General features: G+C 62.2%; 19 protein-coding genes. 13 read left to right on the top strand and 6 right to left on the bottom strand.

Annotated features, from left to right (window positions below):
- Nucleotides 1-124: 124 nt before the first annotated feature.
- Together rpsT and AC1DLO_RS10695 are read right to left on the bottom strand one after the other, a co-directional pair.
- Nucleotides 125-385: a 30S ribosomal protein S20 gene (gene rpsT / locus AC1DLO_RS10700; RefSeq protein ID WP_028267110.1), complete on the bottom strand. Its 261-nt coding sequence runs from the start codon at nt 383-385 to the stop codon at nt 125-127.
- A gap of 170 nt (nt 386-555) precedes the next feature.
- Complete coding sequence (locus AC1DLO_RS10695; protein ID WP_476889728.1) at nt 556-1,125, bottom strand: type II toxin-antitoxin system PemK/MazF family toxin; 570 nt, start codon at nt 1,123-1,125, stop codon at nt 556-558.
- Nucleotides 1,126-1,304: 179 nt separating this feature from the next.
- On the opposite strand from AC1DLO_RS10695, the gene lepA reads away from it, so the two are divergent.
- Together lepA and hemW are read left to right on the top strand one after the other, a co-directional pair.
- Nucleotides 1,305-3,158, top strand: a complete 1,854-nt coding sequence (gene lepA, locus AC1DLO_RS10690) for a translation elongation factor 4 (RefSeq protein ID WP_184735093.1) — start codon at nt 1,305-1,307, stop codon at nt 3,156-3,158.
- Nucleotides 3,159-3,221: 63 nt separating this feature from the next.
- Nucleotides 3,222-4,451 carry a radical SAM family heme chaperone HemW gene (gene hemW, locus AC1DLO_RS10685; RefSeq protein ID WP_476889727.1) on the top strand — a complete coding sequence of 410 codons (1,230 nt, stop codon included), beginning with the start codon at nt 3,222-3,224 and terminating at the stop codon, nt 4,449-4,451.
- Between the two features lie 35 nt (nt 4,452-4,486).
- Here the strand turns inward: hemW and AC1DLO_RS10680 are convergent, their stop codons facing one another.
- Both AC1DLO_RS10680 and AC1DLO_RS10675 read right to left on the bottom strand, forming a co-directional pair.
- Nucleotides 4,487-4,900 (bottom strand): DUF4870 domain-containing protein, encoded by a 414-nt coding sequence (locus tag AC1DLO_RS10680; protein WP_184735097.1) that lies wholly within the window; start codon nt 4,898-4,900, stop codon nt 4,487-4,489.
- A gap of 147 nt (nt 4,901-5,047) precedes the next feature.
- Nucleotides 5,048-5,905 (bottom strand): DUF3097 domain-containing protein, encoded by an 858-nt coding sequence (locus AC1DLO_RS10675; RefSeq protein ID WP_476889726.1) that lies wholly within the window; start codon nt 5,903-5,905, stop codon nt 5,048-5,050.
- A gap of 215 nt (nt 5,906-6,120) precedes the next feature.
- Here AC1DLO_RS10675 and hrcA point away from each other — a divergent pair, with 215 nt between their 5' ends.
- The 3 genes from hrcA (at nt 6,121) to AC1DLO_RS10660 (ending at nt 9,105) form a co-directional block, all read left to right on the top strand.
- Complete coding sequence (hrcA, locus tag AC1DLO_RS10670) at nt 6,121-7,134, top strand: heat-inducible transcriptional repressor HrcA (RefSeq protein WP_476889725.1); 1,014 nt, start codon at nt 6,121-6,123, stop codon at nt 7,132-7,134.
- A 61-nt stretch (nt 7,135-7,195) separates the two neighbouring features.
- Complete coding sequence (dnaJ, locus tag AC1DLO_RS10665) at nt 7,196-8,326, top strand: molecular chaperone DnaJ (RefSeq protein WP_476889724.1); 1,131 nt, start codon at nt 7,196-7,198, stop codon at nt 8,324-8,326.
- Between the two features lie 2 nt (nt 8,327-8,328).
- Nucleotides 8,329-9,105 (top strand): 16S rRNA (uracil(1498)-N(3))-methyltransferase, encoded by a 777-nt coding sequence (locus AC1DLO_RS10660; RefSeq protein ID WP_476889723.1) that lies wholly within the window; start codon nt 8,329-8,331, stop codon nt 9,103-9,105.
- Nucleotides 9,106-9,176: 71 nt separating this feature from the next.
- On the opposite strand, the gene AC1DLO_RS10655 is transcribed toward AC1DLO_RS10660, so the two are convergent.
- Nucleotides 9,177-10,082 carry a GerMN domain-containing protein gene (locus tag AC1DLO_RS10655; protein ID WP_476889722.1) on the bottom strand — a complete coding sequence of 302 codons (906 nt, stop codon included), beginning with the start codon at nt 10,080-10,082 and terminating at the stop codon, nt 9,177-9,179.
- A gap of 406 nt (nt 10,083-10,488) precedes the next feature.
- On the opposite strand from AC1DLO_RS10655, the gene AC1DLO_RS10650 reads away from it, so the two are divergent.
- The 5 genes from AC1DLO_RS10650 to AC1DLO_RS10630 all read left to right on the top strand — a co-directional run bounded on the left by AC1DLO_RS10650 (nt 10,489) and on the right by AC1DLO_RS10630 (nt 15,975).
- Complete coding sequence (locus AC1DLO_RS10650; RefSeq protein WP_476889721.1) at nt 10,489-11,577, top strand: PhoH family protein; 1,089 nt, start codon at nt 10,489-10,491, stop codon at nt 11,575-11,577.
- Nucleotides 11,574-12,047: an rRNA maturation RNase YbeY gene (gene ybeY / locus AC1DLO_RS10645; RefSeq protein ID WP_476889720.1), complete on the top strand. Its 474-nt coding sequence runs from the start codon at nt 11,574-11,576 to the stop codon at nt 12,045-12,047. Before AC1DLO_RS10650 ends, ybeY begins: the two co-directional genes overlap by 4 nt.
- On the top strand, nt 12,044-13,375 hold the full coding sequence (locus AC1DLO_RS10640; RefSeq protein WP_476889719.1) for a hemolysin family protein: 1,332 nt from the start codon (nt 12,044-12,046) through the stop codon (nt 13,373-13,375). The genes ybeY and AC1DLO_RS10640 overlap by 4 nt, the downstream gene beginning before the upstream one ends.
- Nucleotides 13,359-14,321: a GTPase Era gene (gene era / locus AC1DLO_RS10635; RefSeq protein WP_184735115.1), complete on the top strand. Its 963-nt coding sequence runs from the start codon at nt 13,359-13,361 to the stop codon at nt 14,319-14,321. Before AC1DLO_RS10640 ends, era begins: the two co-directional genes overlap by 17 nt.
- 73 nt (nt 14,322-14,394) lie before the next feature.
- Nucleotides 14,395-15,975: an LCP family protein gene (locus AC1DLO_RS10630; RefSeq protein WP_476889718.1), complete on the top strand. Its 1,581-nt coding sequence runs from the start codon at nt 14,395-14,397 to the stop codon at nt 15,973-15,975.
- Between the two features lie 69 nt (nt 15,976-16,044).
- Here the strand turns inward: AC1DLO_RS10630 and AC1DLO_RS10625 are convergent, their stop codons facing one another.
- Nucleotides 16,045-17,997, bottom strand: a complete 1,953-nt coding sequence (locus AC1DLO_RS10625; protein ID WP_476889717.1) for a M13 family metallopeptidase — start codon at nt 17,995-17,997, stop codon at nt 16,045-16,047.
- A 250-nt stretch (nt 17,998-18,247) separates the two neighbouring features.
- On the opposite strand from AC1DLO_RS10625, the gene leuA reads away from it, so the two are divergent.
- From leuA to AC1DLO_RS10610, 3 genes are all read left to right on the top strand, one after another.
- Nucleotides 18,248-19,987 carry a 2-isopropylmalate synthase gene (gene leuA / locus AC1DLO_RS10620; RefSeq protein ID WP_476889716.1) on the top strand — a complete coding sequence of 580 codons (1,740 nt, stop codon included), beginning with the start codon at nt 18,248-18,250 and terminating at the stop codon, nt 19,985-19,987.
- Nucleotides 19,988-20,071: 84 nt separating this feature from the next.
- Nucleotides 20,072-20,827 (top strand): DNA repair protein RecO, encoded by a 756-nt coding sequence (recO, locus tag AC1DLO_RS10615; RefSeq protein WP_476889715.1) that lies wholly within the window; start codon nt 20,072-20,074, stop codon nt 20,825-20,827.
- A gap of 2 nt (nt 20,828-20,829) precedes the next feature.
- On the top strand, nt 20,830-21,648 hold the full coding sequence (locus tag AC1DLO_RS10610) for an isoprenyl transferase (RefSeq protein ID WP_476889714.1): 819 nt from the start codon (nt 20,830-20,832) through the stop codon (nt 21,646-21,648).
- Nucleotides 21,649-21,702 lie beyond the last annotated feature (54 nt).

Raw genomic sequence — 21,702 nt, 5'->3', positions numbered from 1 at the left:
CATTCCGCATCGTCAGTAGCTCCAGTGACCCGTGCCACGGCATCCGTGGCAGAGTCTTAAATACCTGAGGCCGGCACCCATTGGGCGCCGGCCTCACGTTCAGCTCAGTCGAACTGGAAAAACCTTAGAGTGCGTTGACCTTTTTGGAGATCGCCGACTTGCGGTTTGCAGCGTTGTTCTTGTGAATAACGCCCTTGCTGACAGCCTTATCCAGCTTACGGCTGGCAGCAACAAGAGCCTTTGCAGCGGCATCCTTGTCCGTGGACTCAACGGCGGTGGCAACGGCGCGGATGGCCGTCTTCAGCTCAGACTTGACAGCGTTGTTACGCAGGCGAGCCTTCTCGTTGGTGAGGATGCGCTTCTTCTGGGACTTGATATTAGCCACGTGTGTGAACTCTCTTTTTAATGCGGAAATGGTCTAGAGGGTTTTCAGGTTGGCCATCGACTGAGCGGCGTGGGGATGCCTATGGCAGCCAACCATGAGTGGCCGTCGACCTGCACGGACACACAGCCATAAATATTATCAGACTCGGCGCTTTTCCGGGGATTTACCGTTTACGCCGAGTCGTGTTGCCCGTTGAGCCGATTCGACACCATTTGGAAAGTGCGTTTGTCCAGGATGGCGCCCTCACGCCGAACGTCCGAGGGGTTGATGCGTACCACCCGGTCCACCTTGACCTCACTGGGCCGCCCCTGGGCGTCCCAAGCTCCTGTCCCGATGTCGACGTAGTCGTCTGAACGGCGGTCATTGTCGTGGTCTTTGCTGGTGAGCATCAGCCCCAGCAGCCAACCGCCGTCGCGCCCTATCAAGAGGACCGGCCGGTCCTTGCCCCGCGAATGATCCTCTTCGTAGGGGACCCAGGACCACACAATCTCGCCGGGGTCTGGTTTGCCATCCGGGTTGGGGGAGTACCTCGGAGAGACGTTGCCCCTGAAGTCCCCCGGATAGGGCCGGGAAAGCTGCCCGACGCCGGTCCCTGCGTTCCGTGGGCGGCTTGCCTCCGTTGACGTTCGGGTTTTCGGTGGCCGGCGGGTTCCTGTGCCGGTGGGGGATCTGATGATCCGCCGAAGGTAGCCCAAGGAGCCTTTGAGGAGTCTGCCAAGCAGGTGCGTGTCCGATGCCATGGCACCACCGTACTTTCCATCGCCATCCTGCGCCTCCCACAAAGCAACGGCGCCTGATCACAGTGCACAAGCGGCGTCGTGTTCATGGGAGACTATAAGTTCAGATATGCGGCATCGGCCGGATTGGTCCAGACCAGTCCGGGGTTCGGCCGTGTGAGTGTCGACAGTAAGGAACCTGCGTGTCTCCCATGGCCCGCACCGCACCGGTGCCCGCCGCGACAGATCCGGCCATCATCCGGAACTTCTGCATCATTGCCCACATCGACCACGGTAAATCCACCTTGGCCGACCGCATGTTGCAGTACACCGGCGTCGTTAAGTCCCGCGACATGAAGGCCCAGTATCTGGACCGCATGGATATCGAACGCGAGCGTGGCATCACCATCAAGTCCCAGGCTGTCCGCATGCCTTGGGAACTTGAGGGCACCAGCTACGCCTTGAACATGATCGATACACCTGGCCACGTTGACTTCACCTATGAGGTCTCCCGCTCGCTCGCGGCCTGTGAAGGCGCAATCCTGTTGGTGGATGCGGCACAGGGCATCGAGGCTCAGACCTTGGCCAACCTCTACCTGGCGATGGAAAACAACCTCACCATCATCCCGGTGCTCAACAAGATCGACCTTCCAGCGGCCCAGCCCGAAAAGTACGCAGCGGAACTCGCCAACCTGATCGGCGGCGACCCCGAGGACGTGCTGCGGGTGTCCGGTAAAACCGGCGCCGGCGTGGAAGCCCTGCTGGACAAGATCGTCCGCGATTTACCCGCGCCTGTCGGCGACCCCGACGCCCCGGCGCGCGCCATGATTTTCGACTCCGTCTATGACACGTACCGCGGCGTGGTCACCTACGTCCGCGTCGTGGACGGCATGCTGCACCCGCGCGAGCGGATCCAGATGATGTCCACCCGTGCCACCCACGAGCTCCTGGAAATCGGTGTCAGCTCGCCGGAGCCCACTCCCTCCAAGGGACTGGGCGTCGGCGAGGTCGGCTACCTGATCACCGGCGTGAAAGACGTCCGCCAGTCGAAGGTGGGGGACACTGTAACCAATCTGGCCAAGCCTGCCTCGGAATCCCTTGCCGGCTATGCAGACGCCAAGCCCATGGTCTTCTCCGGCCTGTATCCCTTGGACGGCACGGACTATCCGGTGCTTCGTGACGCGTTGGAGAAGCTCATGCTCAACGACGCCGCACTCGTCTATGAGCCGGAGACGTCGGCCGCTCTGGGATTCGGATTCCGCGTCGGCTTCCTCGGCCTGCTGCACCTGGAAATCACCCGTGAGCGCCTTGAGCGCGAGTACAACCTGGACCTCATCTCCACCGCTCCCAACGTGGAGTACGAGGTCACGCTGGAGGACAAGCGGGTCATCCACGTCACCAACCCCAGCGAATACCCCACCGGCAAGATCTCGGAGGTCCGCGAACCGATGGTGTCCGCCACCATCCTGGCTCCCAACGAGTTTGTCGGCGCCATCATGGAACTGTGCCAGAGCCGCCGTGGAGTCATGGGCGGCATGGACTACCTGTCCGAGGACCGGGTGGAAATCCGCTACCGGCTGCCGCTGGCCGAGATCGTCTTCGACTTCTTCGACATCCTCAAGTCCAAGACCCGTGGCTACGGTTCGCTGGACTGGAAGGCCGACGGCGAGCAAGTTGCCGACCTGGTCAAGGTGGACATCATGCTCCAAGGCGAGCAGGTTGACGCCTTCAGCGCCATCACCCACAGGGACAAGGCCTACGCCTACGGCGTCATGATGACAGGCAAGCTGCGGGAGCTCATTCCCCGCCAGCAGTTCGAGGTGCCCATCCAGGCGGCCATCGGCTCGCGCATCATTGCCCGCGAAAGCATCCGTGCCATCCGCAAGGACGTCCTTGCCAAGTGCTATGGCGGTGACATCACCCGTAAGCGCAAACTTCTGGAAAAGCAGAAGGAAGGCAAGAAGCGCATGAAGATGGTGGGCCGCGTGGAAGTTCCGCAGGAAGCGTTCATCGCAGCCCTGACCACTGACGAATCCAAGGACAAGGCCAAGAAGTAATGGGGCTCTTCGCCCAACACACGTCCGGACCGGCACGTAGGGCACGGGCACACGGGGGGTCCTGTGCCTAGTGTCCTTCCCCTCGGAGACCCGGCGCCTGCGGACGGCCTCTTGCCGCCGCAGGTGCTTGACGGTGTAGAGTCACGCAAGTTCGGACTCTACGTCCACATACCCTTCTGCGCTGTGCGCTGCGGATACTGCGATTTCAACACCTACACCGCCACAGAGCTTGGAGGCGGCGCATCCCAGGACGCCTACGCATCTACGGCGATTTCGGAAGTGGAGTTCGCCGTCCGGGCCATGGATGCCTCCGGGCTGCCGCATCGCCCCCTGAGCACGGTATTCTTCGGCGGCGGCACACCGACGCTGCTGCCTGCTGAAGATCTGGCACGCATCCTGATGGCCGCCGTCGGGCACTGGGGCATCGAAGCAGGGGCCGAAGTCACCACTGAAGCCAACCCAGACTCGGTGACCCCCGAGTCGCTCCAGCTGCTGGCTGATGCCGGCTTCACGCGGGTTTCCTTCGGCATGCAGTCGGCGGTGCCGCACGTCCTCAAGGTTCTGGACCGCACCCACACGCCCAACCGGGTTCCGTTGGTGGTCCAATGGGCACGCGACGCCGGACTTGCGGTAAGCCTCGACCTCATCTACGGAACTCCCGGTGAGTCGATGGCGGATTGGCAGACTTCCCTTGAAACAGCCCTGTCCTACGAACCGGACCACATCAGCGCCTACGCACTGATCGTGGAAGAAGGCACTAAGCTGGCCGCCCAGATCCGGCGCGGTGAAGTTCCGGGAATTGACGACGACGACCACGCTGCCAAATACGAACTCGCCGATCAACTGATCAGCGCAGCCGGGCTGAATTGGTACGAGGTCAGCAACTGGTCCCGCACATCCGAGCAGGCCTGCAAACACAACCTTGCCTACTGGCGGGGAGATGACTGGTGGGGCATCGGACCCGGAGCGCATTCCCATATGGGCGGAGTCCGCTGGTGGAACGTCAAACACCCCACCGCATATGCAAACAGGCTCGGTGAAGGTGTCTCTCCTGCCGCTGGGCGCGAAACCCTCGACGCCGGAACGCGGGAAGTGGAACGCATCATGCTGGAGGCACGCCTCGGCACCGGGCTCCAGGTCGATGCCCTCGACAAGGTCGGCCGCCATGCCGTGGCGGGCCTCATCGCCGACGGCCTGGTGGAGCCTGCGGCAGCCTTCCAAGGACGGCTGGTACTGACGCTCAAGGGGCGGCTATTGGCTGATGCCGTGGTCCGCCGCATCCTCCCGGAGTAGCGAACTGACGAGGGCGGCTGCCCTGCGCGCCATCGCTATTTGATCCAGCGCAGGTTGAAACGGTAGCGGTGCGGCTGTCCGTGGTTGACGCGAATGCCGGCAGACACCGAGAAGCAGGTCACAGCGACCCAGATGGCCGTGGCCACGACCGCGAACAGGTTTCCAACCACCGGGAGCAGGACCAGGATGTTCGCGAGCACTGCGGCAATCGTTGGCGGCAAAGTGAAGTTCAGCGCCTCTTTCGATTCCTGTGCCGTGAACGGGCCACGGTCGCGGAAGATCAGGTAGATCAGGAGCGAAGGCACGCAGCCAAGGATTCCGCCAAAGTGCGCAAGGGTGGCCCACTGCCGGTCTTCGGAGGCCGTCAAGGGCAGCGCATTGGCAGGAACGCCGTGGTACTGGGACTGGCCCGAAGCGCCGTCCCGTTCGTCAGGAGCGTTGTCTGCCACAGTTTCTTCCTTCGAGTATCTATCGGTGCAGTGTTGCTGTCCCAGAATACTTGCTCGGCACGCGATCAGCGGACCAACTCCCTGACCCTAGGCCGGGGAAACTGCGCTGGAGCCGCCGTGAAAGCGAAGCGAATCTGCAAAGCGCCGTCACGGCACGGTCAGGAAATCGATCACTTCCTCCACCCGACCCAGCAGGGAGGCTTCCAGGTCCGCGTAGCTGTGGACGGCGCCGAGAAGCTTCTGCCAGCCAAGCCCGACGTCCTCGGCCGTAGTGTGTGGCCAGCCGAACGACTTCAGGATGCCGGTCTTCCAATCGGTGCCTCGGGCTATGGTGGGCCACTGCTCGATCCCCAGGACCTTGGGACGGATGGCCTGCCAGACGTCCACATAGGGATGGCCCACGATCAGGACGTTTCCTGGCGCGCCGGGCAGCGTCATGGCGTCGGCAGCGATCCGCGACTCTTTCGAATCCGGCACCAGGTGATCCACGAGGATCCCGAGCCTGCGGCCCGGGCCGGGAGAGAACTCGGCAATCGCCGCCTTGAGGTCGTCCACGCCATGCAGGGGTTCGACGACGATTCCCTCCACCCGGAGGTCATCTCCCCAGACCTTCTCCACCAGTTCTGCGTCGTGTTTGCCTTCCACCCAGATCCGGCTTGCCTTGGCGACTTGGGCACGCTGGCCGGCTACCCGGACGGATCCGGATGCTGTGCGGCTTGCTTGCCCGGCAGCCACGACGGCGGCCGCGCGTGGCGCGGGTGGCAGAAGTTTCACTGGCTGTCCGTCGAGCAGGAATCCAAAGCCGAGCCGGAATGACTTGTTCTTTCCCCGGCGATCCTCCAGCACCACGATGTGCATGCCGCCGGACTTTTCGACCCTGGTCACGGCCCCGACCCAACCGGACTGCACGTCTTCGAGAACCATCCCGCGTTCAACGGGCACCTCCGGCAGCTGCCGCTTGGCAGGGGAGGAGAGATCTTGCGGGCCCCAATTGTCGTAAGACACGGTCTTCACACCACTTTGCGCTAGGGGATCAATGACGGCCCTGGACATTCCACGGGACCGCGCGGGAATCATGTTCGCCGCGAGCGGTACCAATGCTAACAACGTGGTGGCTCATACTAGACTTGTTAGCACTTGGGCATGTTGAGTGCTAACTATTGAATATCAGGTCGCTGAGTAGGAACTGTTCAGCACTGGCGGTTGAATGGAGGTGGGCAGTGAGCGAACCACGCAAGCTTGAAGTGTTGCGCGCCATCGTGGAGGACTACGTTCACTCCCGCGAACCCGTCGGATCCAAAGCCTTGGTCGAACGGCACCATTTGGGAGTGTCGAGCGCCACCATCCGCAACGACATGGCCCTTTTGGAAGAAGAAGGACTCATCGCCGCACCGCACACTAGTGCCGGCCGCATCCCCACGGACAAAGGCTACCGCCTCTTCGTCGACCGTATCTCCCAGGTCAAACCGCTTTCGGCCGCCGAACGTCGGGCCATCCACTCGCTGCTTGAGGGACCCGACGACGTCGAGGACATCCTTGAGCGCACCGTTCGGCTCCTGTCCCAACTGACCAACCAGGTCGCCGTCGTGCAGTACCCGCACCTGAGCCGCGCCCGGGTTCGGCACATTGAGTTCGTGCTTCTGGCTCCGCGCCAGGTGCTGGTGGTACTTATCGCGGATACCGGCAAAGTGGAACAGGGCGTGGTGCACGCAGGGGCGGATGCCACTGACGATGACCTCATGGCCCTACGCGGACGTTTCCTTGGAAGCATCGCCGGCTCGCAGCTTGACCTCATGCCGCAGGTCCTGCCGTCGGTAGTTGCCCTGTGCCCGCCAACACTTCGGGGCCTTGCAGGCGTCCTTGCCCATGGTCTGGAAAGGCTGGCCGACAGGAGCCGGGACGAACGCATGGTCATGGCAGGCACGGCTAACCTGGCCCGCTCCAACGTGGATTTCCCGCTGAGCATCGGACCGGTTCTCGAAGCTCTTGAGGAACAGGTGGTCATGTTGCGCCTGCTCTCGGACATGGCGGAGGACCCCCGTGGAGTCACCGTGAGCATCGGCCGTGAGAACCCCTACGACGGTCTCTCCGAAGCATCGGTGGTGGCCACCGGCTACGGTCCAGGCAGTAGCGCCAAGATCGGCATTCTTGGACCTACCCGGATGGACTATCCCAACACCATGGCGGCCGTCCGCGCCGTCGCACGCTACCTTTCCCGTATTCTGGGCGGCTGACGGCCCCGGCCGGAACCCGTCTCGCAAGAAACGCAGTTACAACAAGGAAGAGATACCGACTTTGAGCAGCCACTATGACGTTCTGGGCGTCTCACCGGAAGCAACCGGCGAGGAGATCAAGAAGGCCTACCGCAAGCTCGCCCGTAAGCTGCATCCCGACGTGAACCCGGGGGAAGGCGCCGCCGAGGAATTCAAAGCCGTGACCCACGCCTACGAGGTCCTCTCCGATCCCCAGAAGCGCCGCGTGTATGACGCCACGGGTAACGAGAACGGTACCGACAACGGCTTCGGTGGAGGCTATGCGGGCCAGGGATTCGCGTTCCAAGACATCTTCGACACTTTCTTTGGCGGAGGTGGTGGCGGCATGCAAGGACCGGCATCACGTATGCGCCGCGGCCAAGACGCCCTGATCAGCGTCCGCATCGATTTGCGTGAGGCCGTCTTCGGAGTCAACAAGAAGCTTGAAGTGGACACTGCGGTGGTCTGTCCCACGTGCGAAGGCTCATGTTGCCGCGCCGGCACCCACCCGGAGCGCTGCGACATCTGCGGCGGTTCGGGTCAGGTCCAGCGTGCAGTCCGCTCCATCCTGGGCCAGGTCATGACGTCCGCACCGTGTGGTTCCTGTGAAGGTTTCGGAACGATCATCAAGGATCCGTGCAACGAGTGCAGCGGCCAGGGCCGCATCCGCAGCCGCCGTTCGCTGACCGTCAAAGTGCCTGGTGGTGTGGCGACCGGAACGCGCATCCAGTTGTCGTCGCAAGGCGAAGCGGGTCCTGCCGGCGGTCCTTCCGGTGATCTCTACGTGGAGATTCGGGTCAACACTGATTCCACCTACATTCGTGAGGGCGACGACCTGCACGCAACCTTGAGCGTTCCCATGACGGCCGCGGCCCTGGGTACCGAGCTTCAGCTCGATACTTTCGACGGCGCCCAGGAGATCGACGTCAAGGCCGGGACCCAGTCCGGCGAGGTCATCACCTTGCGCGGACTGGGCGTCACCCATCTCCGCGGTTATGGCCGGGGAGACCTCAAGGTGCACCTGCACGTCGAGACGCCCGGCAAGCTCGACGCCGCGCAGGAAGAGTTGCTGCGCCAACTGGCCAAATTGCGCGGCGAGCAGTTCACCGAGGGCAAGCTCGTAGCCAGCGGCGGTATGTTTGCGAAGCTGCGGGACAAGCTCGGTAACCTGTAGCGGTGAGCAACCCCGTATTTTTCACGGCCGCCGGAACGCTTGACGGGCTCGGGCCGGGCGACATCTTCGTGCTCGACGGCGCTGAGGCAAGGCACGCTATCACTGTCAAGCGTTTAGAAGTCGGTGAGGCGGTCGACATAGCCGACGGCGCCGGAAAGCGGCTTACCGGAACAGTGGCCGCGTCCAGCCAGGGAAACCTTGAAGTTCTTGCCTCCGATGTCTTGGAGGAGCACCTGCCGATGGTTCGTCTCGTTTTGGTCCAGGCCCTGGCCAAGGGCGACCGCGATGAGCTCGCCGTCGAGACGGCAACGGAGCTCGGAATCGACGCGGTGGTCCCATGGCAGGCGGAACGTTCCATTGTCCGTTGGAAGGGCGAGCGGGCCGCCAAAGCCCATGCGAAGTGGCAATCGGTGGCCACCGCAGCCGCCAAACAGGCGCGGCGCGCGTGGATTCCCGAGGTGCGTGCCGCAGTCGACGGCTCCGGTTTGGCGGCGGCCGTTGCCGCTGCTGATCTGGCGATCATCCTGCACGAGGACGCAAAACGCCCGCTGCGGGAGGTCCTGGAGTGGTGGCAGGATCAGCTTTCCGACGGGGATTCCGGAGCTGCGCGCGAAGTCCTGCTCATCGTGGGGCCGGAGGGCGGCATCTCGCCGCGCGAAGTGACCAAACTGAGCGACGTCGGTGCTGTCACCGCTCTCTTGGGGCACCACGTCCTTCGCTCATCGACGGCGGGCCCGGCCGCCGTCGTACTGGCCAGTGACATATTGGGCCGCTGGTAGGAAAGCTGCTGGCGTGGCGCAATTGCCCGCGTCGCCGAGCCCGTCGCGTAACACGAGGCGCACGTACCTGGTCAGCGGACGTTGAAGGAACGGGTATCCGTGGAGAGGTCGTTGTCGTTGGGACCCACTATGGAAACGCGCAATTCGTAGCGTCCCGCTCCGAGGCCCACAGTGAAGGTGAAAGCACCGCCTTGTCCCGGCACGGTCGAGGCGGTGGTCTGACCCGCCAGGTACGATGTCTTCTCGCCGCTTGAGTTCTCGCGGAGGATCTGCCAATGCAGTTTCTTCGACGGGTCCGTGCTGCGCCCATTGAACTTGACTGGACCGGCAGGCAGAGTCAGATCCTCCTGCGGGTCAATGATCCAGACAGGTGCCACCATAGTTGCGTCCCGGACCATCGGATCACCGAGCTTGACCTGACCGAACGCCATGTAGTCCGTGTGCCCGTCTACCAGGATGGTCACCTTGATCAGCTGTCCGGAGTCGATCAAGCCTGAACTCGCCGCAGCGGCAGTAGCGGTGTAAACGAGTTGCTGGACCGCTCGCTGCGCCATTCCGGAGTCGAGGTTGGAATTGAACGCGTCGCGGGAGATATCGACCGTGACCACGTTCTTTCCGGAAATCGACGTCGCAAGGTTGCTTGGATTTTGCCATGGCGTGAAGAAATCGTGATCCAACGGCTTCTGCGACATCATGATTCGCAGCGCGGTGGTGATCGGGTTCTCGTTGCCTGGGTTGTCACGGAATTCGCGGTACAAGAAGATATCCGTGTCGCTTCGTCCGATCCAGTACACCGGAATCTTGTTTGACGCCTGAGTTGTCTCAAGCGGCGCATTGGTAGCGGGTGCCGCCTGCAGGGCGGCGGTCGGGTTGGGGAGCGGCGTCGTCGATGCCTGTTCCGAGCGGTCGGCAACACAACCCGAAAGAAACAAGGCAGCCGTCAGCGTGGTCACAAGCATGGCGGAACGTCTCCGCATGCGTGTGTCCTGTGGAATGCCGGCTGGCCTGGTAATAGTTGGAATCCTGCTCGTGTTCGGCCCGCTGTCAGGCGGGGAGTCGTGCGCCCGCGGACCGGGCCCAGGGCATTTTTGCCCATAAATCAGCTTGTCATAGTCCCTGCCGCGCTGACCGGCTATTCGATACCCGGCCGGGCAACTGCAATGCTATTGATACGAGGTCGATGCGGAGTTGAAACAAAAGACGTTGGAATTGGCGGCCTGCGGCCCTGCCCCCGGGATGGTCTGGAACCATGCCGGACAATGGCTGGCGTAGGATTGAAAGCAATCCGAGGCCCGCGATCCTGCGCCCATCCAGCGAACGGACATCGGAGTAAATCGATGGACATCACCAAGCCGGAGGAGCACAGGCCACAAGGCCAGCACTATGACAGAATCATTGAACGGGCGGCCCAGGGCCGGCAGCGTTGACACAGGTCCGGCCGAGTTCCCGCACTCAGTCCCAGGCGCCCGCACGGAAGTTGTTGTCTTCGACAACTCTGATCAGATGGTTCAAACCCTTGGCAGCCATGACGAGGCACTGCGCTACATCGAAGCCCAGTTCCCCGGCGTCGACTTTCATGTGCGTGGCAACGAACTTTCCTTCAGCGGCCCGTCCAGCGATGTTCCCCGGATCATGCGACTCCTGGAAGAAGTCCGCGGCTTGGTCGGCAAGGGGACTGTTATCACCCCGGACGTGCTCCAGCAGCTCGTTTCCTTGTTGCGCAGCCAGTCCCTTCAGAATCCCGTGGAAGTGCTGACCCACAACATTCTTTCCAGCCGCGGACGCACCATTCGCCCCAAAACGCTGAACCAGAAGAGCTACGTTGACGCCATAGACGACAACACGGTGATCTTCGGGATCGGCCCGGCGGGCACCGGTAAGACGTACCTGGCAATGGCCAAGGCAGTGCAGGCACTCCAGCTCAAGGAAGTCAGCCGCATCATCCTCACCCGGCCCGCCGTCGAGGCGGGAGAGCGCCTCGGCTTTTTGCCGGGAACGCTGAGCGACAAGATCGATCCATATTTGCGTCCTTTGTACGACGCCTTGCACGACATGATGGACCCCGAGTCGATCCCGCGCCTCATGGCTGCCGGAACTATTGAGGTGGCGCCGCTTGCCTACATGCGCGGCCGCACGCTCAACGATGCATTCATCATCCTCGATGAGGCCCAGAACACCACTGCGGAACAGATGAAGATGTTCCTCACGCGGCTTGGTTTTGGTTCCAAGATGGTCGTCACGGGGGACATCACCCAGGTGGACTTGCCCTTCGGCGCCACGTCGGGCCTGCGTATCGTCCAGGAAATCCTCACTGGGATCGACGGCGTGAACTTTACGATGTTGGACGCTTCCGACGTGGTCAGGCACCGGCTGGTCGCGGATATTGTGTCCGCTTACAGCATTTGGGACGAAAAGCACCGGGTGCGTGCACAGCACGCGGCCGCGCACGACAAGCGGGGAGAACGCAGATGAGCATCGAGGTCAACAACGAGTCCGGAGTCCAGGTGGACGAGGCACAATTGGTGACGCTTTCGCGTTTCGTCTTTGAACGGCTCTACATCCACCCCCAGGCTGAACTTTCCATCCTCCTGGTGGACGAACCTGCCATGGAAAAGCTCCACATCGAGCTCATGGACGAGCCGGGGGCAACCGATGTCCTCTCGGTTCCCATGGATGAGCTGACGCCGGGAACACCGGGTAAGCCGACGCCGCAGGGCATGCTGGGCGACATTGCCATCTGCCCGCAAGTGGCCGAGGTTCAAGCGCGCAACGCCGGTCATTCAACCCAGGATGAAATGCTCCTGCTGTGTACGCACGGAATCCTCCACCTCCTCGGTTTCGATCACGCTGAGCCGGAAGAGAAGGCGGAAATGTTCGGCCTCCAGCGTGAGCTGCTGTCCGCGTTCCTCGGCAAGGACGCCCCCATGGAGAGCATGCAGTGACCTCACTCATCCTGGTCGGCATGGCGTTGGTGTTCCTCAGCTTCGTCGCCTTGCTGACTGCGGCGGAGGCTGCCTTTACCTTCCTGCCGCGGCATGAGGCAGAACAAGCCATCGTCAAGAGCCGAGGGAATTCGCTTCGTAGTATCCTCGCCCAACCTATCGCCCACATACGCGCTCTGCGCTTCTGGCGGGTCTGGTTCGAGATGGCGGCAGCAGTGGCTGTCGCTGTCGTCATGCACAGCCTCCTCGACAACGTTTGGCTTGCCGGACTGGCAGCGACGGGCATCATGGCCGTCATCGGTTTCGTGTTGGTGGGCGTCTCGCCTCGTCAACTTGGGCGCGCCCACTCAGGCGGCGTGGTCCGCTTCTCAGCCCCGCTCATCAGGTTCCTGTGCTGGGTCCTGGGGCCCATTCCGGGCTGGCTCGTAGCGATCGGAAGCACGGTAGCCCCTGGTGCACCGAGCGGCGATGAAGCGTTCTTCAGCGAGGAAGAATTCCGTGAGCTCGTCGACAGGGCAACGGAATCGGACATGATTGAGGACAGCGAGGCCGAACTCATTCAGTCGGTCTTCGACTTCGGCGACACCTTGGTCCGCTCGGTGATGGTCCCTCGAACCGACATTGTGAGCATCGAGTCGGGATCCAGCCTGGAGCAGGCCATGGCCCTTTTCCTGCGCTCCGGCTATTCAAGGATCCCCGTTATCGGTGAGAACGCAGATCAGATCCGCGGCATTCTCTACCTGAAGGACGTCGCCGCCGCATTGCACCGTCCGGAACAACCTTCCGTACGCCCCGATGTGGACGCGATAGCCCGGGAGGCCCGTTTCGTTCCGGAATCGAAGCCTGTCAGCGACCTCCTCAGCGAGCTTCAGCAAGAATCCACGCACGTGGCTGTGGTCATTGACGAATACGGTGGCACGGCGGGACTGGTGACGCTGGAGGACCTCATTGAGGAAATCGTGGGCGAGATCGTAGACGAGTACGACTCCACTGATGCGGAGGTCACCGACCTGGGTGATGGTACGTTCCGCGTCAGTTCACGGATGAGCATCGACGACCTCGGCGAGCTTTTCGACATTGACCTCGACGACGACGAGGTGGACACCGTGGGCGGGCTCCTGGCCAAGACCTTGGGCAAAGTGCCTATTGTAGGCAGCGCAGTAGCGGTGGACGGGATCTCCCTCAAAGCCGATAGGCTGGAAGGCCGGCGAAACCGGGTCAGCCATATCATTGCGGCAGCCATTCCAAAAGAAGACACTGACCTTGAAGACCTTCTCGACGAGGCCGACACAACGCAACAGGGAGTTCCACGTGAGCAAGCACAATAAGAAGTTCGACGCCGATCAGGACTTCGGCGGCTTCCACGCGGGTTTCTCGGTTCTTGTGGGCCGTCCGAATGCCGGCAAGTCGACCCTCACGAACGCTTTGGTTGGTCAAAAAGTGGCCATCACCTCGGCAAAGCCGCAGACCACACGGCACACGATCCGCGGCATTGTCCATCGTGAAGACGCCCAGCTCGTCCTTGTGGACACACCGGGTTTACACCGCCCGCGCACCCTGCTTGGCAAGCGGCTCAACGATCTCGTGGCGGACACCCTTTCCGAAGTGGATGCCATTGGTTTTTGTTTGCCGGCCAACGAGAAAATCGGCCCGGGCGACAAATACATCGCTGCGCAGTTAGCTGCCGTCGGACGCAAGCCCGTCATCGCGATTGTCACCAAGACCGACCTCGTGGACCGTCAGGCCCTGACCGAACAGCTCCTTGCAGTCGCGGCACTGGGCCGCGAGGTGCTCGGCGAGCAAGGCTGGGCGGACATCGTTCCCGTCTCCGCAACCGACGGCTTTCAGGTCAATACCGTTGCCGACGTCCTCATTGGCCACATGCCCTCTTCGCCGCCTCTCTACCCGGACGGTGAACTCACGGATGAACCTGAGGCTGTCATGGTTGCCGAACTCATTCGCGAAGCCGCATTGGAAGGTGTCCGGGACGAGCTTCCACATTCCCTGGCTGTGGTGGTGGAGGAAATCCTGCCCCGCGAAGGCCGGTCCGAAGACAATCCACTCCTTGATGTGCGGGTCAATCTCTACGTTGAGCGCCCGTCCCAAAAGGCCATCATCATCGGTAAAGCCGGAAGCCGCTTGCGGGAGGTTGGAACCAACGCTCGCAAGGGGATCGAAGCCCTTCTGGGAACCAAGATCTACCTCGACCTGCACGTCAAGGTAGCCAAGGATTGGCAGCGCGATCCGAAGCAACTCGTGAAGCTGGGATTCTAGCCGCTGGGGATTTCCCAGTTTGGGCCCGTAAAATGGCCCGAATCCCATTTTTCGAGGAAAGGTTGAGCGCGTAGTGCGACGTCGCGATGCACGCGTACAGGAGCCCGGCACCCTTGGTGCGCACGGCGCTGCACGCCACGGGGAAGCCCGCAGCACCCCCCGCCACATGAATGCTCCCAAGGGGCTCCCGCTCTGGCTCAAGATCACCTCAGTGTCGGTGTCTGTGCTGCTCGTTGCGGGCATCGCGTTCGCCGCTTATTGGGTCATCCGGTTGCAGTCGAACATCAGCAAGGCACCTTTGACGGCAGGGGCCACGAGAACCGAGGCCGCGGCCAACGATGCCACGGACCGCTTGCAGATCCTCATTCTTGGTTCCGACACCCGGGACGGGAAAAACTCGCAATATGGTTCTGCTCAGGACTCCGCAGGCTACGGCCAGTCAGATGTGATGATGCTTCTGGACATTTCTGCGGACAACAAGAGGGTGAGCCTCACCAGCTTTCCCCGTGATCTCTTGGTAAATGTCCCGAAGTGCACTGACCCCAAAACCAACACCGTTTATGAGGCCCACAACAACGTCATGATCAACTCAGCGATGGCTGAGGCCGGCATCGGCTGCGCGGTGGACACCGTGAACAAGCTCACCGGGTTGGAGATTGACCATTTCATGATGGCTGACTTCAATGCCGTCAAGGAACTGTCCAAGGCTGTGGGCGGAGTCGACGTATGCGTGAGCGATGCCGTCTTCGACCCCGATTCCGGGCTTCGGCTCCCCAAGGGGACCTCGAAAGTCGAAGGCGAGCAGGCCTTGGCCTTCTTGCGGACCCGCCACGGTTTTGGTGATGGAAGCGACCTCGGGCGCATCCAGGCACAGCAGGGGTTCCTTTCCTCGCTGACCCGCAAAGTCAAGGCTGATGGCACGCTCAGCAATCCGCAGAGCCTGCTTTCGATCGCCGACGTCGTCACGAAGAACCTCACCGTGGATGACGGCTTGGCCTCCGTCCAGTCGCTCCTGACGATCGGGACCCGACTCAAAGACATTGACTTGTCCAAGGTGGCCTTCGTTTCGGTCCCCACCCAGCCCGCCGCCGTCGACATCAACCGGCTCGAACTGGTCCAACCGCGGGCCACGCAGTTGTTTTCTGCCATGCGAACGAACCTGGACCTGACCAACCCGGGCGCCACGGCAGCCCCGTCTCCGAGCGCTTCGCCTGCTCCGACGACGGCACCCTCGTCCGGGGCTGCAGCGCCGGCTCCCAGTTCTCCTGCCGCCCCCGCCTACAACAAGGCGCTCCAAGCAGTGACGGTAGCCGACGGTTCGGGCGTCGCGTCGCGAGGCCAGGAACTCGCTGCCGCGCTCATTGGCGGCGGTTTCACCAAAGCCGGCCATTTCTTGGCCGCGTCTGCATCCAAGACGGTCGTCTACTACGGGACCGGATATGCCGACGTTGCGCCGGACGTTGCCAACCTGCTGGGCATTCCCGCAGCACAAATCGAGCCGTCTCCGGGCATCGTCGGAGTCCAGGTATACGTGGGCACCGACTTCACGACGGGAACAAAATTTGGAATGGTTTCCGTTCCGGCCGACGTCGTCAAGCAGACCGCAGGCGACGTAAAGTGCCAGACCGTCAACCCTTACCTCATCACCCGGTAGCCAAACACCAAAGCGAAGGGAGCGGGGACCATAGCCTGTGGTTCCCACTCCCTTCGTTTGTGTCGCTATTTACCAAATACTGACGCGGTCCTCCGGTGACAACCACATCCCGTCCCCGGCTTCGACGGCGAACGCCTCATGGAATGAGTCCAGGTTTTTGGCGATGGCGTTCGTGCGGAACTCGTTGGGGGAGTGCGGGTCCGTAGCGACGCGCCGGATGGCTTCCTCGGGCCGGATGACTTGGCGCCAGCCCGCAGCCCAAGACATGAAGAAGCGCTGCTGGCCGCTGAGGCCCTCCAAGACGGGTGGTTCCGCACCGTCAAGGCTCAGAAGGTATGCCTTGTATGCGATGGTCAAGCCTCCCAAGTCGCCGATGTTTTCGCCTAGCGTGAGCTTCCCGTTGACCTTATGCTCGGGAGCCGCATACGGCGCAAGGGCGTCGAATTGGGCCACGAGCTTGGCCGCCAGTCTTTCGAAGGCCGTGCGGTCTTCCTCGCTCCACCAGTTCCGCAGCGCGCCGGTCCCATCGAACTTGGAGCCCTGATCGTCGAAACCATGGCCGATCTCATGTCCGATGATGGCACCGATTCCGCCGTAGTTGACGGCGTCGTCAGCCTCCGCCGTGAAGAAGGGCGGCTGCAGGATGGCAGCGGGGAAAACAATCTCGTTCAGCATCGGGTGGTAGTAGGCGTTGACAGTCTGCGGGGTCATGAGCCACTTGTTCAAATCAACCGGTTTACCGATCTCATCAAGATGGCGGTCGACGTCGGCGTCATGCGCCCGCTCGACGTTCCCCAGCAGATCAGTCGGGTCAATGTCGACCGCGGAGTAGTCGATCCACTTATCCGGGAACCCAATCTTGGGCCGGAAGGCCTCGAGCTTCTTCAGGGCTTCCACCTTGGTGTCTTCGCCCATCCAATCGAGGTCAGTGATGCTCTGGCGGTACGCCTCGATCAGTTTGGCAACCAACGTCTGCATCCTCGCCTTGTAACCCTCGGGGAAGTGGCGCTCCACATAGATCTGTCCTACCGCCTCTCCGAGGGCGGCTTCGACGACGGCGACTCCACGCTTCCAGCGGTCCTTGTTCTGCGGAGTGCCGCTTAGGGTGGTGCCATAGAAATCGAAGTTTGCATCGACGAAGGCTGCCGACAGATAGGGGGCGGCAGCATTGAGCACCCGCAAAGCCAACCATTCCTGCCAAGTGGCAAGAGGCTCGGACTCGACAAGGGCGGCCGCACCGGTGAAGAAATCGGGCGTGCTCACCACCAGCTCGGTGAATTTGTCGCCCTCAATCCGTGCGGCGTCGAACCATGCGTCCAAGAGGGGGAACAGTTCCCGCCCTTCATCCGCAGTCTTGAGGTTGTAGGTCTTCTGAGGGTCCCGGAGGGTCACGTTGTCCCAGTGGTGCGAGGCCAGGGCCTTCTCGAAGGCGACGATGCGCGCCGCCGCTGCGTCGGCGTCGGGAATGCCTGCCAGGCGGAAGAGCTTGGCGACGTACTTGCCATAAGCACTGACGATTGGCTCGAACTTCTCGTCCCGGTAGTAGGACTCGTCGGGAAGCCCCAGGCCGCCCTGGCCGATGTACAACACGATCCGGTCCGGGTTCCCGGCGTCGGGCGCAGGATAGATGGAGAAAAGGCCGGAAACATCGGAGCGGAACAGCCGCCCTGTCAGGGCAACAACCTCTGCGGGCGAAGCGGTGGCAAAGACCTCATCGATCCGGGCGCGGATGGGTTCCATGCCTTTGGCCTCTGTGGCATCCTCGTCCATGAAGCTGTTGTAGAGCTCACCGACTTTGCGCTCGATTCCACTGGCGTCCTCGCCCTTTGCGGCCGCCTCTTCGATGATCGCTTTGACTGCCAACTCAGCGCCATCGCGCAGTGCAGTGAAGGTTCCCTCCAGCGCACGGTCGTCCGGAATGACGGTCGACTTCAGCCACGCGCCATTGACGTGCTGGTAGAGGTCGTCCTGCGGCCGAACGCTTTCATCGATGTTGGACAGTGTGATCCCCGACTGTGGCACAAGAACTCCTTCGGACGACGAGCGGATCCGGCTCACCACCGTAACCGCGTCTGCATAGTGGACGTTGCTTCAGGTATTGCATTGTCATCATACGCACCCGTGTTACTGTGAAATGGTGCGTGCAGGAATGCTTCTCCTTAGCTGCCGCGGCGGGGCCTCGAAAGCGAATTTTCGCTAGGCCAACCCTCGCTGCGGAGTTAGCTATGCCCGGCCAATCTTCCTTCAAGATTAAGAGAAAAGGCCCCGAATCATGCGCAACGCACAAAAGCCCTCCGGAATGCCCATTCACCGGTACCTGCCCTTCCAGGACCAGATCAACGTGGAGTTGCCGGACCGCACCTGGCCGGACAAGGTCATCACCAAAGCCCCGCGCTGGTGCGCCGTGGACCTGCGGGACGGCAACCAGGCCCTGATCGACCCCATGAGCCCGGCACGCAAGCTGAAAATGTTCCAGCTGCTGGTCAAGATGGGATACAAGGAAATCGAAGTCGGGTTCCCGTCCGCTTCGCAGACCGACTTCGACTTCGTGCGGCAGCTCATCGAAGGTGGCCACATTCCGGATGACGTTTCCATCCAGGTCCTGACCCAGGCGCGCGAACACCTCATCGAGCGTACGTACGAGTCCCTCGTGGGCGCCAAGCAGGCTATCGTCCACCTGTACAACTCCACCTCGGTTCTCCAGCGCCGCGTCGTGTTCAACCAGGACGAAGACGGGATCCTGGATATTGCCCTCCAGGGTGCGCGGTTGTGCAAGAAGTACGAGGAAACCCTCACGGACACCCATATCACCTACGAGTATTCGCCGGAGTCCTTCACCGGAACCGAGCTCGAGTACGCAGCGCGGGTTTGCAACGCTATTGCTGACGTTTTCGAAGCGTCCGCGGACAAGCAAGTCATCATCAACCTGCCTGCCACCGTGGAAATGGCCACACCCAATGTTTACGCCGATTCCATTGAATGGATGCACCGGAACCTGCATCCCCGTGACGGCATCATCATCTCCCTCCACCCCCACAACGATCGCGGCACGGGTGTCGCCGCAGCCGAGCTGGGTTACCTGGCAGGCGCCGATCGCATCGAAGGCTGCTTGTTCGGCAACGGCGAGCGTACCGGCAACGTGGACCTTGTCACCTTGGGCCTGAACATGTTCGTCCAAGGCGTCGATCCGATGATCGACTTCTCGGACATCGACGAGGTCCGTCGGACCGTGGAATACTGCAACCAGCTGCCCGTCCCCGAACGCTCCCCGTACGGTGGCGATCTCGTGTTCACGGCGTTCTCCGGTTCGCACCAGGACGCCATCAAGAAGGGTTTCGAAGCCCTCGAAAAGGAAGCCGCCGCAGCTGGGAAGGCCGTGGACGACTTCACGTGGCAGGTACCGTACCTGCCGATCGATCCCAAGGACCTGGGCCGCAGCTACGAGGCCGTCATCCGCGTCAACTCCCAGTCCGGCAAGGGTGGTGTGGCGTACTTGCTCAAGAACGAGCACAGCCTGGACCTGCCGCGCCGGGCACAGATCGAATTCTCCGGCGTCATCCAGCACCGCACCGACACCGTGGGCGGCGAGGTCAGCGGGGCACAGCTGTGGGCGATGTTCCAGGACGAATACCTTCCGGCTACCACGGCCGATGGCCAGTGGGGACGCTACTCTCTGGGCTCCATCCGCACCGAGACCGATGAATCCGGCGAGCTGACCCTGCACGCAGCCCTTCGCGTGGACGGCACCGTGGTTCAGCGGACCGGCACGGGCAACGGCCCTATCGCCGCGCTGCTGGACATCCTGCGTGAAGACGGCGTAGACGTCCGCGTCCTGGACTATTCGGAACATGCGTTGTCCGAGGGCGGCAGCGCCAGTGCGGCAGCATATGTCGAATGCGCCGTCGGCGAACGGGTCCTCTGGGGTGTCGGTATCGATCCCAACACAAGCACCGCAGCACTCAAGGCAGTCATCTCCGCCGTCAACCGCGCCATCAGGGCCGTGCGGGCATAGCCATTTTGCCGTGCGGTGCCGTCAACACGGCGCCGCACGGCTGCGCCGCACTCGAGAACGCCCGGTGTGGTGCGAAGATTAACTGTGGCCAATCCTTCCTCGTTCGCAGCGCGATCCTATCGGGACGACGCGGTGGTGCTGCGCACCCACAAGCTGGGCGAAGCCGACCGCATCATCACTCTGCTGACGAAGCACCACGGCCAGGTTCGCGCGGTGGCAAAGGGAGTCCGGAGGACCACTAGCCGGTTCGGAGCACGGCTGGAACCCTTCATGGTGGCTGACCTCCAACTTGTCTCCGGCCGCACCCTGGACATTGTCACCCAGGCTGTCGCGAAGGGAGCCTACGGGAGCTCGATCGCTGCCGATTACTCCCGGTACACCGTCGCAGCGGCCATGACGGAAACGGCAGAAAAGCTGACAGACGCCGACGCCGATTCGGGAACCTCGCAGTACAACCTCCTGGTGGGGGCTCTTGCCTCGCTCAGCCGTTCCGACCACCCGCCGGAACTCATTCTTGACTCGTACCTCCTTCGCGCTTTGGCCACCGGCGGTTGGGCACCGAGCTTCACGGACTGTGCCCGTTGCGGGGCGGCGGGTCCGCACACTGCATTCTCGGCTCCCTTGGGCGGGATAGTCTGCAATGACTGCCGCCCTCCTGGTTCGCCTGCGCCCGCACCCGAGACCGTGGTCCTGTTGGGCGCACTGCTGACGGGGGACTGGGCCACCGCGGACGTGTCCGAGAGCTTGCATCGCCGCGAGGCCGCCGGTTTGGTGGCGAGCTACCTCCAATGGCATCTTGAACGAGCATTGAAATCCCTCAAACATGTGGAGCGAAGCTGACAGTGGCACTGGGAAAAAAGAAGACATCAACTGCGCGGAAGACTCCAGTGAAGGCCCCGTACCACCATCCCTCGGGGGCCAGGCCGCCCGCCATACCGTCAGAACTGGTGCCCCAGCACGTGGCCATCGTGATGGATGGCAACGGCCGCTGGGCAAACCAACGGGGCCTGCCGCGCATCGAGGGCCACAAGGCCGGAGAACCGGCGCTGCTGGATGTGATGGCTGGCGCGATCGAACTCGGCATCAAGTACGTGAGTGTCTACGCCTTCTCCACCGAAAACTGGCGCCGCTCTCCTGAAGAAGTACGTTTTCTCATGGGATTTAACAAGGACGTGCTACGTCGGCAGCGCAACCAACTCGACGAGTGGGGTGTGCGGATTCGCTGGGCAGGAAGGCGGCCCAGGCTGTGGGGTTCCGTGATCAAGGAGCTTGAGGAAGCGGAGGAATATACTCGCGGCAACGACACGTGCACGTTAACCATGTGTGTTAACTACGGCGGCCGCGCCGAAATCGCCGACGCCGTCGCGGCGATTGCCCAGGATGTTGCCGATGGTCGCCTAAAACCCGGCTCGGTCACCGAGAAGACCATCCAGAAGTACCTGGACGAACCGGATCTCCCGGACGTCGACCTGTTCCTGCGCAGTTCCGGTGAGCAGCGGCTCTCCAACTTCCTTTTGTGGCAATCGGCCTACGCGGAGTTCGTCTTCATGGACACGCTGTGGCCCGACGTCGACCGCAGGACCTTGTGGGACGCCGTCGAGATCTATGCCAAACGGGACCGCCGCTACGGCGGCGCGGTGGACGCTGCCGCACCTCGTTGACCCGGCACTCGGGTTAACACATATGCGCTAAATCACGTGCACTGACAAATCCGG

Source organism: Arthrobacter sp. 01T419 (genome assembly GCF_056398865.1).
Note: the sequence above shows the minus strand (reverse complement) of the source record. Positions and strands in the feature narration are given on the sequence as shown.